At 57.5% G+C, this 16,391-nt stretch carries 14 protein-coding genes; 4 read left to right on the forward strand and 10 right to left on the reverse strand.

Annotated features, from left to right (window positions below):
* Window positions 1-13: 13 nt before the first annotated feature.
* Window positions 14-3,901: an ATP-dependent RNA helicase HrpA gene (hrpA, locus tag TAN611_RS11235; RefSeq protein ID WP_105231070.1), complete on the forward strand. Its 3,888-nt coding sequence runs from the start codon at window positions 14-16 to the stop codon at window positions 3,899-3,901.
* Window positions 3,902-3,937: 36 nt separating this feature from the next.
* Here the strand turns inward: hrpA and TAN611_RS11240 are convergent, their stop codons facing one another.
* Both TAN611_RS11240 and asr read right to left on the reverse strand, forming a co-directional pair.
* The gene (locus TAN611_RS11240) at window positions 3,938-4,750 is read right to left on the reverse strand and encodes a serine protease (RefSeq protein WP_203067712.1); all 813 of its coding nucleotides are present in this window, start codon (window positions 4,748-4,750) and stop codon (window positions 3,938-3,940) included.
* A gap of 292 nt (window positions 4,751-5,042) precedes the next feature.
* Window positions 5,043-5,249 (reverse strand): acid resistance repetitive basic protein Asr, encoded by a 207-nt coding sequence (asr, locus tag TAN611_RS11245; RefSeq protein WP_203067713.1) that lies wholly within the window; start codon window positions 5,247-5,249, stop codon window positions 5,043-5,045.
* A gap of 163 nt (window positions 5,250-5,412) precedes the next feature.
* On the opposite strand from asr, the gene TAN611_RS11250 reads away from it, so the two are divergent.
* Window positions 5,413-6,321: an alpha/beta fold hydrolase gene (locus tag TAN611_RS11250; protein WP_105233328.1), complete on the forward strand. Its 909-nt coding sequence runs from the start codon at window positions 5,413-5,415 to the stop codon at window positions 6,319-6,321.
* A gap of 153 nt (window positions 6,322-6,474) precedes the next feature.
* On the opposite strand, the gene TAN611_RS11255 is transcribed toward TAN611_RS11250, so the two are convergent.
* The 5 genes from TAN611_RS11255 to TAN611_RS11275 form a co-directional block, all read right to left on the reverse strand.
* On the reverse strand, window positions 6,475-6,891 hold the full coding sequence (locus TAN611_RS11255) for an RbsD/FucU domain-containing protein (RefSeq protein ID WP_111737130.1): 417 nt from the start codon (window positions 6,889-6,891) through the stop codon (window positions 6,475-6,477).
* A gap of 53 nt (window positions 6,892-6,944) precedes the next feature.
* Entirely contained in the window at window positions 6,945-7,709 is a 765-nt protein-coding gene (locus TAN611_RS11260) for an SDR family NAD(P)-dependent oxidoreductase (protein WP_105231074.1), read from the reverse strand.
* A 33-nt stretch (window positions 7,710-7,742) separates the two neighbouring features.
* The gene (locus tag TAN611_RS11265; protein WP_187043130.1) at window positions 7,743-9,050 is read right to left on the reverse strand and encodes an MFS transporter; all 1,308 of its coding nucleotides are present in this window, start codon (window positions 9,048-9,050) and stop codon (window positions 7,743-7,745) included.
* Window positions 9,051-9,276: 226 nt separating this feature from the next.
* Complete coding sequence (locus tag TAN611_RS11270) at window positions 9,277-10,311, reverse strand: LacI family DNA-binding transcriptional regulator (protein WP_105231075.1); 1,035 nt, start codon at window positions 10,309-10,311, stop codon at window positions 9,277-9,279.
* Between the two features lie 522 nt (window positions 10,312-10,833).
* Window positions 10,834-11,580 (reverse strand): SDR family oxidoreductase, encoded by a 747-nt coding sequence (locus TAN611_RS11275; RefSeq protein WP_105231076.1) that lies wholly within the window; start codon window positions 11,578-11,580, stop codon window positions 10,834-10,836.
* Window positions 11,581-11,994: 414 nt separating this feature from the next.
* On the opposite strand from TAN611_RS11275, the gene TAN611_RS11280 reads away from it, so the two are divergent.
* Complete coding sequence (locus TAN611_RS11280) at window positions 11,995-12,900, forward strand: AraC family transcriptional regulator (RefSeq protein ID WP_105231077.1); 906 nt, start codon at window positions 11,995-11,997, stop codon at window positions 12,898-12,900.
* An 81-nt stretch (window positions 12,901-12,981) separates the two neighbouring features.
* Here TAN611_RS11280 and rstB read toward each other — a convergent pair whose 3' ends face one another.
* The 3 genes from rstB to folM all read right to left on the reverse strand — a co-directional run bounded on the left by rstB (window position 12,982) and on the right by folM (window position 15,811).
* Complete coding sequence (gene rstB / locus TAN611_RS11285) at window positions 12,982-14,292, reverse strand: two-component system sensor histidine kinase RstB (protein ID WP_203067714.1); 1,311 nt, start codon at window positions 14,290-14,292, stop codon at window positions 12,982-12,984.
* A complete protein-coding gene (gene rstA, locus TAN611_RS11290) occupies window positions 14,289-15,008 on the reverse strand; it encodes a two-component system response regulator RstA (protein ID WP_105233330.1) in 720 nt (239 codons plus the stop codon). The genes rstB and rstA overlap by 4 nt, the downstream gene beginning before the upstream one ends.
* An 80-nt stretch (window positions 15,009-15,088) precedes the next feature.
* Entirely contained in the window at window positions 15,089-15,811 is a 723-nt protein-coding gene (gene folM, locus TAN611_RS11295; protein WP_105231079.1) for a dihydromonapterin reductase, read from the reverse strand.
* Window positions 15,812-15,971: 160 nt separating this feature from the next.
* Between folM and TAN611_RS11300 the strand changes: the two genes are divergently transcribed.
* A complete protein-coding gene (locus TAN611_RS11300) occupies window positions 15,972-16,379 on the forward strand; it encodes a hypothetical protein (RefSeq protein ID WP_203067715.1) in 408 nt (135 codons plus the stop codon).
* Window positions 16,380-16,391 lie beyond the last annotated feature (12 nt).

The raw sequence follows: 16,391 nt of genomic DNA on the forward strand, positions 1-16,391 counted from the left end.
AGGAATACCAAACGTGAAATCTCCGCTCGCGGCATTATCTTCCCAACTGGGCGAGCTGATGCTCCGTGATCAACAGCGCCTGCAGCGCCGGCTGCATGGTGCGCGCAAAATCAAAAATTCCGATGCACAGCAGGCGGTCGCCGATGAAATCGCCGGCGACATGGCGGTGGCGTTGCAGAAAGTGCAGTCGCGCGCCGCGTCTTGTCCGGCCATCAGCTATCCGCAGGGGCTGCCGGTCAGTCAGAAGAAGCAGGCGATTCTGGAGGCGATTCGCGACCATCAGGTGGTGATCGTCGCCGGTGAAACCGGCTCGGGGAAAACCACTCAGCTGCCGAAAATCTGCCTGGAGCTGGGGCGCGGGGTGAAAGGGCTGATCGGCCATACCCAGCCGCGCCGTCTGGCGGCACGCACCGTCGCCAACCGCATTGCCGATGAGCTGGACACGCCGCTCGGCGGCAGCGTCGGGTATAAGGTGCGCTTTAACGATCAGGTCGGCGAACAGTCGCTGGTCAAACTGATGACCGACGGTATTCTGCTGGCGGAAATCCAGCAGGACCGCCTGCTGATGCAGTACGACACGCTGATTATCGATGAGGCGCACGAACGCAGCCTGAACATCGACTTTATTCTTGGCTATCTGCGCGAGCTGTTGCCGAAGCGTCCGGATCTGAAAGTGATCATCACCTCCGCCACTATCGACCCGCAGCGCTTCTCGCGCCACTTCAATAATGCGCCGATCATTGAGGTTTCCGGCCGCACCTATCCGGTGGAAGTGCGCTACCGTCCGGTGGTGGATGACGCCGACGACGGTGAACGCGATCAGCTGCAGGCCATCTTTGACGCAGTGGACGAACTGGGACGCGAAGGGCCGGGGGATATCCTGATCTTTATGAGCGGCGAACGTGAAATCCGTGATACCGCCGACGCGCTGAACAAGCTGAACCTGCCGCATACCGAGGTGCTGCCGCTGTATGCACGGCTGTCAAACAGTGAACAGAACCGGGTATTCCAGTCGCACCATGGGCGACGCATCGTGCTGGCGACCAACGTGGCGGAAACCTCGCTGACGGTGCCGGGAATTAAATACGTTATCGATCCCGGCACCGCGCGCATCAGCCGCTACAGCTTCCGCACCAAAGTGCAGCGCCTGCCGATTGAGCCGGTGTCCCAGGCGTCGGCCAACCAGCGTAAAGGGCGCTGCGGCCGCGTATCGGAAGGCATCTGCATCCGTCTGTATTCGGAGCAGGATTTCCTGTCGCGGCCGGAGTTTACCGACCCGGAAATTCTGCGCACCAACCTGGCGTCGGTCATTCTGCAGATGACCTCGCTGGGGCTGGGCGATATTGCCGCCTTCCCGTTTGTGGAAGCACCGGATAAGCGCAACGTGCAGGACGGCGTGCGCCTGCTGGAAGAGCTGGGGGCGATTAACAGTGCGCCGAACGGTCACTATCAGCTGACCGCGCGCGGCCGGCAGCTGGCGCAATTGCCGATCGATCCCCGTCTGGCGCGCATGGTGCTGGAAGCCAGCAACAGTGGCAGCGTGCGCGAAGTGATGATCATCACTGCGGCGCTGTCGATCCAGGATCCGCGCGAGCGGCCGCTGGATAAACAGCAGGCCTCCGATGAGAAGCACCGCCGCTTCGCCGACAAAGATTCCGACTTCCTGACCTTCGTCAACCTGTGGGATTACCTGAAAGAGCAGCAGAAGGCGCTCTCTTCCAGCCAGTTCCGCCGCCTGTGCCGCACCGATTTCCTCAACTATCTGCGGGTGCGCGAATGGCAGGATATCTACACCCAGCTGCGCCAGGTAGTGAAGGAGCTGGGGCTGCCGATCAACAGCGAGCCGTCAGATTTACGCAGCGTACATACGGCGCTGCTGACGGGGCTGCTGTCGCATATCGGCCAGAAAGACACGGATAAGCAGGAGTTTACCGGCGCGCGCAACGCGCGTTTCTCCATCTTCCCCGGATCCGGCCTGTTTAAAAAGCCGCCGAAGTGGGTGATGGTGGCGGAACTGGTGGAAACCAGCAAGCTGTGGGGGCGCATTGCGGCGCGTATCGAGCCGGAGTGGATTGAGCCGCTGGCGCAGCATCTGGTGAAGCAGCACTACAGCGAGCCGCACTGGTCGAAATCGCAGGGTGCGGTGATGGCCAGCGAGAAGGTAACGCTGTTCGGCCTGCCGATTGTGGCGGCGCGCCAGGTCAATTACAGCAATATCGATCCGCTGCTGTGCCGGGAACTGTTTATCCGCCATGCGCTGGTGGAGGGCGACTGGCAGACGCGCCATGCGTTCTTCAGCGCCAACCTGAAGCTGCGGGCAGAGGTTGAAGAGCTGGAACACAAATCGCGCCGGCGCGACATCCTGGTGGATGATGAAACGCTGTTCAGCTTCTACGATCGCCGCATTCCGGCCGACATCGTCTCGGCGCGCCACTTTGATAACTGGTGGAAACAGGCGGCGAAGCAGCAGCCGGATCTGCTCAACTTTGAGAAAGCGATGCTGATCAAAGAGGGGGCGAATAAAATCAGCGCGCTGGATTACCCGAATTACTGGCATCAGGACAACCTGAAACTGCGGCTGAGCTATCAGTTTGAGCCGGGCACCGACGCCGACGGCGTGACGGTGCATATTCCGCTGCCGTTGCTTAATCAGGTTGAAGAAGCCGGTTTCGAGTGGCAGATCCCGGGAATCCGCCGTGAACTGGTGATTGCCCTGATCAAATCGCTGCCGAAACCGGTACGGCGCAATTTTGTACCGGCGCCGAACTATGCTGAAGCCTTCCTGGGGCGGGTGACGCCGCTGGAGATGCCGCTGCTGGATGCGCTGGAGCGCGAGCTGCGCCGCATGACTGGCGTGACGGTGTCACGTGATGACTGGCAGTGGGAACAGGTGCCCGATCATCTAAAAATGACCTTCCGTGTGGTGGGCGACAAGCACAAGACCCTGCGCGAAGGGAAAGACCTGACGGCGCTTAAGCTGCAGCTGAAAGAGAAAGTGCAGGAAACGCTGTCGGCGGTGGCCGATGACGGACTGGAGCAGAGCGATCTGCATATCTGGAGCTTCGGTGAACTGCCGGCGTTCTACGAGCAAAAACGCGGCGGTTACTCGGTGAAGGCTTACCCGGCACTGGTCGATGAAAAAGACAGCGTGGCGATCCGCCTGTTCGACAGCGAGCAGGAGCAGCAGCAGGCGATGTGGCAAGGCACGCGCCGCCTGCTGCTGCTGAATATTCCGTCGCCGATCAAGTATCTGCATGAAAAACTGCCGAACAAGGCCAAGCTGGGACTGTACTTCAACCCGTACGGCAAGGTGCTGGATCTGATCGACGACTGCATCTCCTGCGGTATCGACAAGCTGATTGCCGAGTATGGCGGTCCGGTGTGGCAGGAGCAGGCGTTCGCCAAGCTGCAGGAGCGTATCCGCGCCGAGCTGAACGACACCGTGGTGGAGGTGGCGCAGCAGGTCGAACAGATCCTGACCGCGGTGTTTAATATCAACAAACGCCTGAAAGGACGGGTGGATATGTCGCTGGCGCTTGCGCTGTCGGATATCAAGGCGCAGCTGGCCGGGCTGGTGTACCGCGGTTTTGTCACCAACAACGGCTGGAAGCGTCTGCCGGATACGCTGCGTTATCTGCAGGCGATTGAACGTCGTCTGGAGAAGCTGGCGATCGACCCGCACCGTGACCGCGCCCAGATGCTGCGGGTGGAGCAGATTCAGCAGGCGTGGCAGCAGTGGCTGAACAAGCTGCCGCCAAAGCGCCGGGAAGAGCCGGAGGTGAAGGAGGTGCGCTGGATGATCGAGGAGTTGCGCGTCAGCCTGTTCGCCCAGCAGTTGGGTACGCCGTATCCGGTGTCTGATAAACGTATTCTGCAGACTATTGAGCAGCTGTCGGCTTAACGCCTGGCGCGGGTCTGTCTTCCACGCCGGCTCGCGCTATTCTTGCTGTTCAAGTGCCTGCAACTGGGCATAAATAGCGGTGACCGCCAGCGCCCGGTTGTCGGCACGGTAGCGGTCTTTGGCCGCCGGCGCGGAGCTTTGAATGGCGATCAGGCGCCAGCCGTCTGCCGTTTTCAGCAGCAGCGGTGAACCGCTGTCGCCGGGCAGGGTATCGCACTGATGCGACAGCACGCCTTGCTGCGCCCAGCCGGTCACCGTGCAGTTCTGATGACTGTACAGACTGTCCAGATGGTCCTCGGGGTAGCCGGCCTGGGTAATCAGCCTTCTGGCCTGTTTCATCGCCTGCGTCAGGGTCGGCGTATCGCCTTGCCACAGCGGCAGCGGCCGTAGCGGCAGCGGCGTCGCATCCTTGAGCCGTACCAGCGCAAAGTCATAGGCCGCCGCGCCCGGCGGCACGATCCAGCCGTCGCCGTCCGGTTTCAGTTTCTTCCCCAGCTTCCGATCAACCAGCGTTTCAATATTATCCGTTTGGTAAGCCCAGCCTTTGGACTGGGCGATAAAACGCAGCGCTACCGCTTTATCCAGCACGCCGGGCGGTGCCAGCACGCAGTGGCCGGCGGTCAGCGCCAGATGTGGTGAAATCAGGGTGGCGGTGCATAAATTGCCGCTGACGGTCTCGATCTGGCCGATAGCCTGCCAGGGCCAGCCGCGGGTTTCACTCACTTTTATCCGGTCGTCTTTACCAAAAAACAGGCGGGTTTTCTCCGCATGGGAGGGACCGTCGGCCCGGGCCGGGCCGGCGCTAATCAGTGGAAATGAGCACAACAACAGCAAAGCGGATATGCGCATAGATCTCTTGCCTGATACGGGGTAATCCATAAACTCACTGAATGTCTACTATAGACGGAAATTGACGTGTTGAAACGTTCGTTGATTGATTTTTCAATAAATTCTGCGTGCATGGACGCCAATGCTCAGAGATAAAACGCCGCGGCGATCAGGCCGCAGAGGATCAGTACGGCCAGTACGATTTCGAACAGATAACGGCGCAGCATAGATGACAGCCTCCGATAAAAAACACCCGGCAGGCCGGGTGTTTGGATGAACGTCATACGTGGTCAGGGCGGAGTGCCCCGGCAGATCAGTGCGCCGCTTTTTTCTGTTGTTTGGCGTGCTTGTGCGTTTTTTTCGCCGCCTGGGCTTTCTGCACCACGGTTTTTTTGGCCTTGGCGTGATGGTGGCTGACGTGGGTGCTGTTAGCCGGGGCTGCGGTGGCGGCATCGGCGGCAAATGCGACGCTGGACAGGCCCATTGCAGCGGCAACAACCAGAGCTAATGTTTTTTTCATTGTCGGTTCCTCAAGTGATTTTTCGTGTCTTAACCCCACTGCGGGGCCGTGGATAACAGCATAGGGAAAGCGCCGCCGGCTTTCCGTGCATGATTGGTTTCGGCGTGTAACGGCATGTACATGCTACACTGGCCTCAGCGAGGCGGAGATTAAGAGGTTGTTTATGCAGCAGATTGCGGTGCGGAGCGGGGTTGCGCCAAACGGCGACATACCGATTGCGTATGAAGACTGGGGTGACGAAAGCGCGCCGCCCTTATTGCTGATAATGGGCATTGGCGCACAGATGCTGCTGTGGCCGGATGAGTTTTGCCGGGCGCTGGTTGAACAGGGTTACCGGGTGATTCGCTTTGACAACCGCGATGCCGGCCTGTCCGGCAAAACCCACGGGCATCGCCGGCAGCCGCTGTGGCTGCTGATACTGCGCGCCCAGCTTGGCTGGCAAAGTGCGGTACCTTATACGCTGGCGGATATGGCGGCCGATGCCGTTCAGCTTCTGGATCATCTGCACATTCGGCAGGCGCATGTGTTGGGCGGCTCAATGGGCGGCATGATTGCCCAGGTGTTGGCGGCGGAGTATCCGCAGCGAGTGCGCAGCCTGATCGTGCTGTTTTCCAGCACCAATCAACCGCTGTTGCCGCCGCCGGCGCCGTCGCTGTTATTCCAGCTGCTGCGGCCGTTTCCCGTTAAGGCGTCGCGCGCACAGCAGCACCATTACTGTAAAACTCGTTTGCGTCTGCTGGCCAGTAAACGTTACCCGATGCAGGAAGCGGAGCTGGATGCGCTGGTCAGCCGGCTATTGCAGCGCGGCGGCGACAGCGAAGGGCTGCAGCGTCAGTTTTCCGCCTTACTGGGCAGCGGCGATCTGCGGCGTTACAGCCGGAACATTCAGGCGCCGACGCTGGTGATCCACGGCAGTGCCGACCGTATGGTGCGCAAGGCCGGAGGAGCTGCCGTGGCGCGGGCGGTTCCCCATGCCAGGCTGCATATTGTGCCGGATATGGGGCATGACCTGCCGCAACCTTTGCGTTTACCACTGGCGACGCTGATTGCGCAGCATATGGCGCCGCACTGACCGATGGGGAAATGCACTGGCCTTATCACATTTGCCGGTGCGCCGCTCCCATTTTAGTTACAACATACATATAGAGTGCAACAGGGCGGCACTCTGCGGCCGCCGCGTAATCGGTAAGAACGTGCGCTATGGATTAGGTCTCCCAGCGGAGAGTCAAAAAACCGGGGCGACCGTCAGCAGCAGATTGGCGAAGCGCCGCTGCTCGCCGGAGGCGATAATCAACGCCGTACGTTCGGATTTGACCTCGGCGTAAAACTGCTCCCGCTCCAGATAGCTGATGGGGCAGTCGGTAGGCAGCAAGCGTCGGTAGTCGTCGGCCGCAGTATGGGGAAAATCCGCCGGCGCCGTCATCAGGGCGGCATGTTCCACATTGATACAGGTCAGGATTTTCTCCAGCACCAGCGCGGCGGGGATCATCCCCGGCGACAGATTGAGATACACCACGGTCGCGTCTTTACGGGCGTTGCTGGTTACCGCGTAATTGGCATCGGCGATTAACAGCTGACTTTTGTGGCCGCATGCCGCCAGCGCGCCGAGCAGAGGCGGGTGGATAAGTTCTGATTTAATCATGTTGGTTCTCTGTCTGAAATGCCGGCAGCCGTTTCGGACTGCCGGCCGGTAGGTTACATGCGGTAAATGCCGCCGTTGATATCAATGGTGGCACCGGAGACGAATCCGTCATATTCCGCCGCCAGGAAGGCGATCACGCGCGCCACATCCTGCGGCGTGCCGGCTCTGCCCAGCGGGATTGCGCGGACGGTTTCTTCCGCCGAGGCTTGGGTGGTGTGGCGATCGTGAAAACGCGTACCGAGGATCAACCCGGGAGCCACCGCGTTCACCCGGACGCCGTGTTCACCCAGTTCCGCCGCCAGCGAACGTGTCCAGGTCAGCACCGCGCCCTTGCAGGACGAGTAGACCAGCGAGCCGGAATGTCCGCCGGCGCGGCCGGCCAGCGAGGCCAGATTGACGACGCTGGCGCCGTCTGCTGCCGCCTTCAAGAATGGCAGCGCGCTTTGCGTCACGTTCAGCATGGTGGTCATATTCACATCCAGCACCGTTTGCCAGAACTGGCGATCGATTTCTCCCAGCCACTTACGACCGACGATGCCGCCGACGTTATTGATCAAAATATCGATGCCGCCGAGAAACTCCGCCCCGGCGCGCACGCAGCGTTCGGCGTCTGCGGTCTCGATTAAATCCGCGTAGCCATAGGCCGCGCGCTGCCCCAGCGAATGCGCCAACTCTACCAGCGCTTTGGGGCCTTCTTCGCCGCTGTGGTAATGCAAATAAATATCGCAGCCGGCCTGGATCAGCTGTTCTGCCGTGGCCCGGCCGATGCCTTGCTCCGCGCCGGTGATAAAGACTTTCTTGCCGCTAAGATTGCCCATGGTGAATACCTCGTGTTAAGGGGGAAAAGTGAGTTACGCCCTGATGACGCCTTCGCGCTGTTTGGCGCAGTAGAAAATGCAAATCAGGCCGGTGACCAGCAGACACAGCGCCAGGAAAACCAGCCCCGGAATGCTGCTGTGGGTAAATTCGTTAAGCACGCCCACCACATAGGGGGCGACAAAGCCACCGATGTTGCCAATGCAGCTCACCACCGCCAGGCCGGCGGCGGCCGACGCGCCCGACGAAATATTGGCGGGCATGGATAAAAACGGCGGAACGGCGGTGTAGATACCGACGGCGGCGAGACATAAGAAAGAGAGCGAGACGAACAGGTTGTATTGGAAGAAGACTACCGCGCCGGCCAGACCGATGGCGGCCATCACCATGCTGATGCCGGCAAAAATGCCGATTTGCCGGGTTTTACTGGCCCACAGGCTCCACGGATAAACCAGCAGCGCCCCCAGGCCATAGGGGATCAGCGCCAGCAGGCTGACGTGGAAAATATCGTTGCCGGAAATGGCGGTAAGGATGGAGGGCAGCCACATGCCAAAACCGTAAATGCCGCAGACCATGCCGAAATTCAGCAGGGCGTAGATCAGATATTTTTTGTTTTTAATACCGTTAAAGAAATCACCCAGCGTTATTTGTGATCCGGATTTGGTACGCTGGTTATTATTCATTAACCAGGCTTTCTCCTCCACGTCAAGGTAACCGACGTCTTTTGGTGAGTTCTTTATGATAAACGGAATAATCAGGCCGATAATAATCGGCGGCACGCCTTCAATAATAAACAGCAGTTGCCAGGGTTCAAGGCCAAACCAGCCGTTGTCAATATTAAGGATAAAACCGGAAATCGGTGAGCCGATGGCGTTGGATAAAGGCTGGACGATAATAAACATGCCCAGAATTTTGGTGCGGTATTTTTCCGGGAAAAATACGGTAAAATAGTAGACCACGGAGGGGAAGAAGCCGGCCTCACAGACACCCAGCATAAAACGGCAGATATACAGCTCCATCGGCGTACGTGCAAAGCCCATCAGGGTGGCGAAGATGCCCCATGAGATAAGGATGCGGGCGAACCAGATACGCGGGCCGAACTTGATCGTGCCGGCATTGCTGGGGATTTCAAACATAAAATAGCCGATAAAGAAAATACCGGAGGCAAAACCGAATGCAGAGGCCGTGAGCCCCAGGCTGTCTTCCAACGCTATGGCGGCATAAGCCATATTGTTACGATCAAGAAAGGCCAGAAAATATAACAGAATCATTAAGGGGACGATATGCAGCGTCAGCTTTCTTATTGCGCTGCGTTCAATATCCTGCGGCGTTCTTTTGTTCATGGTTATTTATCCAAGTTTTGTTTATTGGCGTGTTCCGTCCCCGGCTTTAATGCTCGCCGGTGTTAATTAATAAACGATTGCCTGATGTGATGACGTTGCGTGTTAGCGCATTATTAGTGGGTTATTGGTATTCATTATTTATTCCTATTGATTTACGTATACCGCTGCCGATAACGCAGGGGAGCCCCCAGCGTCGAAATATATCTGTCGCCGTGCCGAATTGGCGCTAATCTTTTACTGACTGACGGCCGATCAAGGTCGGCGGAAAAAGAAATTCACCGGGCGGCAGCAGAGGATCGTTGATGCGTTTAATTAAGCGTTCGACCATCAGCTGCGCCATAGCGGCCAGCGGCGGCATTACCGAGGTCAGTCCCGGTTCGGAAAATCCGGCCAGCGAAATATTGTCGATGCCAACGATGGATATCTGCTGCGGTATGCGCACCCCGGCGGCGCGCAGCCCCGTCATCAGGCCAATGCCCAGCGCATCGTTGATTGCCACAATACCGTCCGGACGGGGCGTCATGGCGAGTATACGGCTTACCAGCGCCCGGCCGAGTTCAAACATCTCCGTATCGCCATATTCACTGCTGGCGTTGCCTTCTATCACCCGTTCATACGCCGGTAGCTGATGGCTGCGCAACGCCGCCAGAAAACCGTCGATTTTATTGCTGCGGCTCAGGGTGAGGGCCGCCTCGGTGGCAAAAACAATCTGCCGGCAGCCACGCTCAATCAGGTGGTTCGCCGCCAGCCGGCCGGCTTCAACGTTGTCCATAGAGACGCTGTCGACCAGCCGGGTATCGGCGGCCATACTGCCGCTAAAACGGTTGTCGTAGCTGACAATTCTCATCCCCTGTTCGGCACAGCGGACAAAGTGCGTTTGGCGGATATCGCTCGCCGCGACGATAATGCCGCGCACGCCGTGGGCGAACATATCGGTGATAAAGGCGCGTTCCTCTTCTTCCTGACGGTATGAATTACCGAGCAGCACGCGGTAGCGGTATGCCCGGGCAGACAGGTCGACCTGATGCGCCAGCGCCGAAAAGCTGGGATTGACAATCGACGGCACCAGTAAACCGATAATCGTCGGCTGCCCGCTAGTGCGCGGCGGCATTCTCTGCGGCCGGTAATGCAGCTCGTCCATCGCTCGCTCAATGCGCAACCGCGTCTCTTCACTCATCTGATGGGCGCGATGATTAAGCAGGTTTGACACGCTGCTGATGGAAACGCCGGCTCGCCGGGCAACGTCGCGAATATTGGCCATCTTGTCGCTATCCTTATGGTTGCCGGCCGCTGCGGGCGGCTTTGCTCCGCCGATAGGCAGCAATCTATAAGGGAAAGGTGGCGCAGGCAAGCGGCAACCGGACAGGGTAAGGCAGCGAATATCGCTTTTGTGAAAACAGTCATGCGCAGCCGCCGGTGTTTACTAAACAGCGGCGGTGCTTTTTACTCTCATTGGCAAATCATGATATCCATGATGGTTACGCGGTTAAATCAGGGGGGGTATATTAGAGTTAGGTGTGTGGATAGTCGATTCACCTATTATCGATACTTTGTAGCTATGCCATACATAGAATATTCTGTTCGGAACGCGATAAGTAGTACGTCCTGGTATAAATGGCGGGGAGCCGTTCCATGACTAATTTATCAATCATTTCAGTGCGGATGCCGGTAAGATATAACCCCGTAATTCCTCCGGGGGAAACCGCGTAACTCCCTGTACACAGAGTATTTTTTGAATGTGGGAGAGCCGTCTGCCAGACTCTCCCGCTTTTGTCGTACAGGCTTACAAATCCTGGGCTGTTGGTCGGAAAATAATCTCGTTAACACCCACATCTTCGGGTTCGCTAATGGCAAAAGCAACCATGCGGGCATAGGTTTCCGGCGGAACGCCAACTTTTCCTACGTACTCCTGATTGACAGCCTGAACGTCTTTATCGCTGATATGCTCGAGCAACTCTGTAGATACCGCCCCTGGAGAGATAATGGTTGCACGGACGTTATAAGCGCAGGCTTCTTTTCTCAGCCCCTCGGTGAGTGCGCGTACCGCATATTTTGTGGCAGAGTAAACGGCGGATGCCGGGAAGACCAGGTGGCCGGCAACGGATGCCGTATTGATGATGTGTCCCGACTTTTGGGCTTTCATATATGGCAGGGCGGCGGCGATGCCATGCAGAACACCACGGAGGTTCACATCGATCATCTGATTCCACTCATTCACTTTAACCTGATCGAGCGGCGATAGCGGCATAACACCGGCATTATTAATCAGTACATCAATGCGACCCAGTTGGTTAACGGCAGTATCAACGAGCTTTTTAACGTCATCTTCACGGGTTACATCGGTTGCTACAGCAATTGCAGTTCCGCCTTGATCATTGATTTCCTTGGCCAACACATCTATACGATCGGAGCGGCGGGCTGCAAGTACCAATTTGGCACCTTTTTTGGCAAGGTGACGAGCTGCAGCTTCACCCATACCGCTTGAAGCACCGGTTATTACAATTACTTTATCTTTAATATTGTCTGTCATCTCAGTTTCCTTAGTACGGGGTTAATTGCTGCTTTATTGTCACTCACTATTTTGTCCGGTTTTGCAGCCAGTACGCGTACGGAACCGGCAAAACGGGGGAGGTTAAACTCCCGCGCCACTCGGCGCCGGCATGGTGCATAGCGACGGAAGCAAGGCCGTCGGGATGCGTGAGGCGACAATCCTGTTGCGCAGGGTAATATCTTTAAGCGTGTAGGAATCAAACAAATCAGGCATCGACCTCTCATCCATCCAAGTGAAGTATGAGCGTAATCATAGTCCTTTCTTATCCGATGCCCTTGTCATATTCGCCGAAAAAATTGCCTAAAATGATTAATCATTATTGAAAGGTGCAAAGTCGGCTTTGATAATGGTAAATTTAGGAAATCATTAAAATTATCGTTCTGTTGTGCATATATGGCCACTGAAAATCCGAATTCCGACCAAAAAAATATTGCGGATATGATTGTAGAGATTGCCCAAAACGATGGTGATTATTCTACGGCCATTTCTTCACTCACCATTCATCGCCGTAGTGTGCCCACGGCGCCCGTGCACTGTATTTATCAGATGGGACTGGGCGTTGTGGTGCAGGGAGCGAAAGAGGTCATGCTGGCGGGGAAACTAACCCGGTACAGCGCAGGTGAGTCTATGCTGACCACGATAGATCTACCAGTGGTCTCCCATGTTACTCAGGCAAGCCAGGATGAGCCCTTTCTGGGGTTGGTGCTGACATTTGATCCCCGGACTGTGGTACAGACTGCTGCGCTTATGCCTTCGGCGAAGCCTGTAAGGGAAACATTGCTTAATCCGCTGTCTGTTGAGCCTCTGGATGAAGGGGTAACGGGCGCTTTGCAACGTCTGATAAAGCTCTTGGCCGAGCCGGACTTAATCGGCCCGATCGCGCCGCTCATCGTACAGGAAATTATTATCCGCTTATTGGCCAGTAATCATGGCCCCCAGCTCCGGCATCTGGCAACGGCAGGCTCTCCGGGGCAGAATATTGCCAGGGTGGTTGGCTGGCTTAAACAGAATTTCACGCGTTCTGTCTGCATAGATGAATTAGCCGCGAGTGCCTATATGAGCCCATCCACGTTTCGGCAACATTTTCGGGCGGTGACGGGGGTGAGCCCGCTACAGTACCAGAAGAAGCTCCGGCTACAGGAGGCCAGACAACAGATGCTGAGCAAGCATCTGGACGCCGGCAGCGCTGCTTTAATCGTTGGTTATGAAAGTGCTTCGCAGTTTAGTCGCGAATACCGCCGGGAATTTGGTGAATCTCCGCAGCGTGACATTAAACGTATGCGTTTACATGGCGAGTGATGCGGATACAAAAACGTAGTCGTTCGTTCACTCTCGCTTGATATATCCGCAACCAGTCTGAACGGGATTGCCCTTATCCCCTTAACGCGCTGTCGGCTCGGCATTTAACAAGGCAGGGGATTTTACCGGCCAGCTGAAGCGGAAACTGGCGCCGCCGAGCGGGCTGGCGTCGACGAAAACCTGCCCCTGATAGGCAACGGCAATGGAGTGCACGATGGCCAGCCCCAGGCCGCAGCCGCCGGTGGCGCGGTCGCGGCTGGGGTCCAGGCGTACAAACGGTTCGAAAATACGCTGGCGCTCATCCGGCGGAATGCCCGGCCCGTCATCTTCCACCTGCAGGCAGGCGATGTTGCCGTCAAACCACAGGCCGATGCGCAGGCGCCGTTGCGCATAGCGCAGCGCGTTGTTTACCAGGTTATCCAGCACCCGCTCCATCAGGCGCAGATCCACGCCGCCGAAGTCGCCGCGATGGGGGATATCCAGTGCAATATCGCGCTCGGGATGCATCAGCCGCAGATCTTCCGTTTTGTCCTGCAGCCAGCCGGGCAGGTCGATCGGTTCAATATTCAGCGCCACCTGCGGGCGGTCAAGGCGCGCATAGGTCAGCAGCTCGTCGATCAGCGATTCCAACTGGCCGATATCGCGGTTCAGTGCCTGCTGTTCGCCGTCGGACAGGTTATCGCTCATCGCCAGCCGGTACCGCAACCGCACCAGCGGAGTGCGTAATTCGTGAGCGATGCCGTCAATCAGCTGCTTCTTACTGGCGATCAGAGTGTTGATATTGTCCGCCATCTGATTGAACGCCACGCCGAGCCGGTTCAGGCTGGAAGTGGGATCAAAATGGGTGCGCTCGTCCAGATGTCCGGCGCCGAGGCGCTGCGCGGCGTTTTCCAGCTTCAGCAGATCCTGCCAGTGCGGGCGCATCCACAGAAACACCGGCAGCGCCAGCGACAGGCCAATCAGCAGCAGCACCACCAGATCCAACAGCCGCACCTGATGCAGATAGAACAGATAGGGAATGGGGCCAACCACCAGCACGTAGTGGCTGCGCGGAATGCGCTGCATAAAGGTGTACTGATCGTCCAGCGCGATGATTTCCCCCAGCCGCAGCCGCTTTTTCATCTCATCGCTCAGTTTCTGCTTGCCCAGTGGCTCAATGTGCAGCTGGAAGGAGAGGTTGAGATCCAGCGTATCAATGGTTTTGTTCCAGTCCTTGAGCGGAATTTCCCGCAGTTCGCTGCGCATCAGGTACAGCGAGCTTTTCATCAGGTCGTCCATCGACTGGCGGCCGGCGCGTTCGGCGGTCACCTTGTACACCAGCCCGACCAGCATCGCCATCACCAGAAAGCAGACGAACAGCAGCAGGAAGAACTGTACGAAGAGTTTTCTCATGGCTGCGCCTGTTCCCAGGCGTTGGGGGCGAACAGGTAGCCTTTGTTGCGTACGGTTTTGATGCGGAAGGGGTCCAGCGCATTGTCGTACAGCTTGCGGCGCAGGCGGGAAATCGCGACGTCGATGCTGCGATCCAGTCCGTCATAGCTGACGCCGCGCAGGTTTTGCAGCAGCGCCTCCCGGTCCATAATCTGCCCGGCGTGGGTCGCCAGTTCCCACAGCAGGTCAAAGTCCGAGGTGGAAAGGGTGATGGTCTCGTCCGCCAGCGTCACCTGGCGGTTGACCGGGTCAATGCACAGCAGGCCGAAATGCAGCGCGTTGTGCGGCGTCAGGGCGGCGGGATCTTCATGCCCTGCGGCGCCCTGACGCAGATGCAGGCGCAGGCGCGCCAGCAGCACCGCCGGCGGCGTGGTTTTCAAAATATAGTCGTTGGCACCCATTTCCAGCGACAGAATATGGTTCATATCGCTGTCAAGCGACGTCAGCAGCACAATCGGGCCGTGAAACTGCGGCCGCAAATCGCGGCACAGCGTCATGCCGTCTTTGCCGGGCAGCATAATATCCAGCAGCACCAGATCCGGCTGCTCCTGCGCAATGCGCTCCAGGGCGGTGTCGCCACGCGGTTCGACCAAGACGTCAATATCATGCTTGCCCAGATAGGCGGCGATTAATTTACCGACGTCGGCGTCGTCTTCTACAAAAACAATTTTGTGCATTTTTTCCGGGGAGTTATCAGCAAGACGGCATTCAGCATAGCGCGCCGCTGTACGTTGCGCCATGCTCCGCTCGGCAACGATCAGCGCAGCGGACGGCCGCCGTCGACGCCGTGGGTGCGGCCGGTTACATAGCGGCTGCCGAGCAGGTAATGCACCAGTTCGACCACTTCGCTTTCGCCGGGGGCGACTTTCATCAACGATTTTTGCAGCGCCTGCTGGCGATAGGCTTCATCGTCGCCGGGGTTAAAGATAATCAGCGCCGGCGCAATGGCGTTGACCTTCACCTCCGGCGCCAGCTTGCGGGCGAACGAGCGGGTCATATTATCCAGCGCCGCCTTGCTGGCGGCGTAGGCGATATGCTTATCGCTGCCTTTCTCCACCACGTAATCCGTCAGGTGGATAATATCGGCGCCGGCCTGTCCCTGACCGCGCAGGCAGGGCTCTAGCAGCTGATTCAGCAGGTAAGGGGTGTAAACGTGGATTTGCAGCATCGACGCCATCACCTGCTCCGGCGGCGTCTGTGGCGATTCGGCCTGCCAGGCGCTGGCGTTATGCACCAGCGCCCGCAGTTTAGGCGTGGTTTCCCGCACCTGCGCGGCAAACTGGTAGATGCCGTCATGGGTGGAGAAGTCGGCTTGAATGCAGGTGGCGCCCAGCGATTTGAGTTCGGCGAGCGCCGGATAGTCACTGCGGTAGGCGACGATTACCGGCACCTGGCGCTGCAGCAGCGATTTGGCCAGCGCCAGGCCGATGCGGCGGGCGCCGCCGGTGATCACTACCGGCGCAGAGTCATAGGGTTCCATCGATTAAAGCTCCTGAACAGGCTGGCAAACAATAGGGGAATTATGCCATTATACGGCGTAAAATCGTTATAGCTTCGCATCGATTATCCATTTCAGGATGTAATATACCCTAAATATCCAGGGCGACAGGTATACGCTGGCCAAAAGAGGAACTGAGGGGATGAGTAACGGTCACCTTGCATCCGTCGCGCGCAGTGAAACAATCTGCTTTGACTACATGGAATTTCTGTCTGCATCGTGCAAGAAGCACTGGCGCTTTATTGATGCAATTTACGGCGTTATGCCTATTTTTGGCATGGTGCTGAAATCACGCGTGGTATCCACGCAAACGCGTACAGAACAGTTAAAAGAGTTGGCTTTGCAGGTGGTGTCCACCCAGGTCAGCGATGAAACCAATATTGTGCGTCTGATCGATCTTGGGCAACAGCAGGGGTTGGCGGTATTTGATATTCTGCTGCCTTATGCGCTGGATAAAACTCAACTGGCGGCGATTCAGCAGGAGTGTGCGACAAACGTGGTATTAACGCAGGTGGGTGAGCGCATCACCATCAGCACGCAGGAAAAATGACCGGGTGTTTTC

The sequence above is a fragment of the Serratia sp. Tan611 genome (assembly GCF_905188235.1).
In the GTDB taxonomy this organism is placed as follows: Bacteria; Pseudomonadota; Gammaproteobacteria; order Enterobacterales; family Enterobacteriaceae; genus Serratia_B; species Serratia_B rhizosphaerae.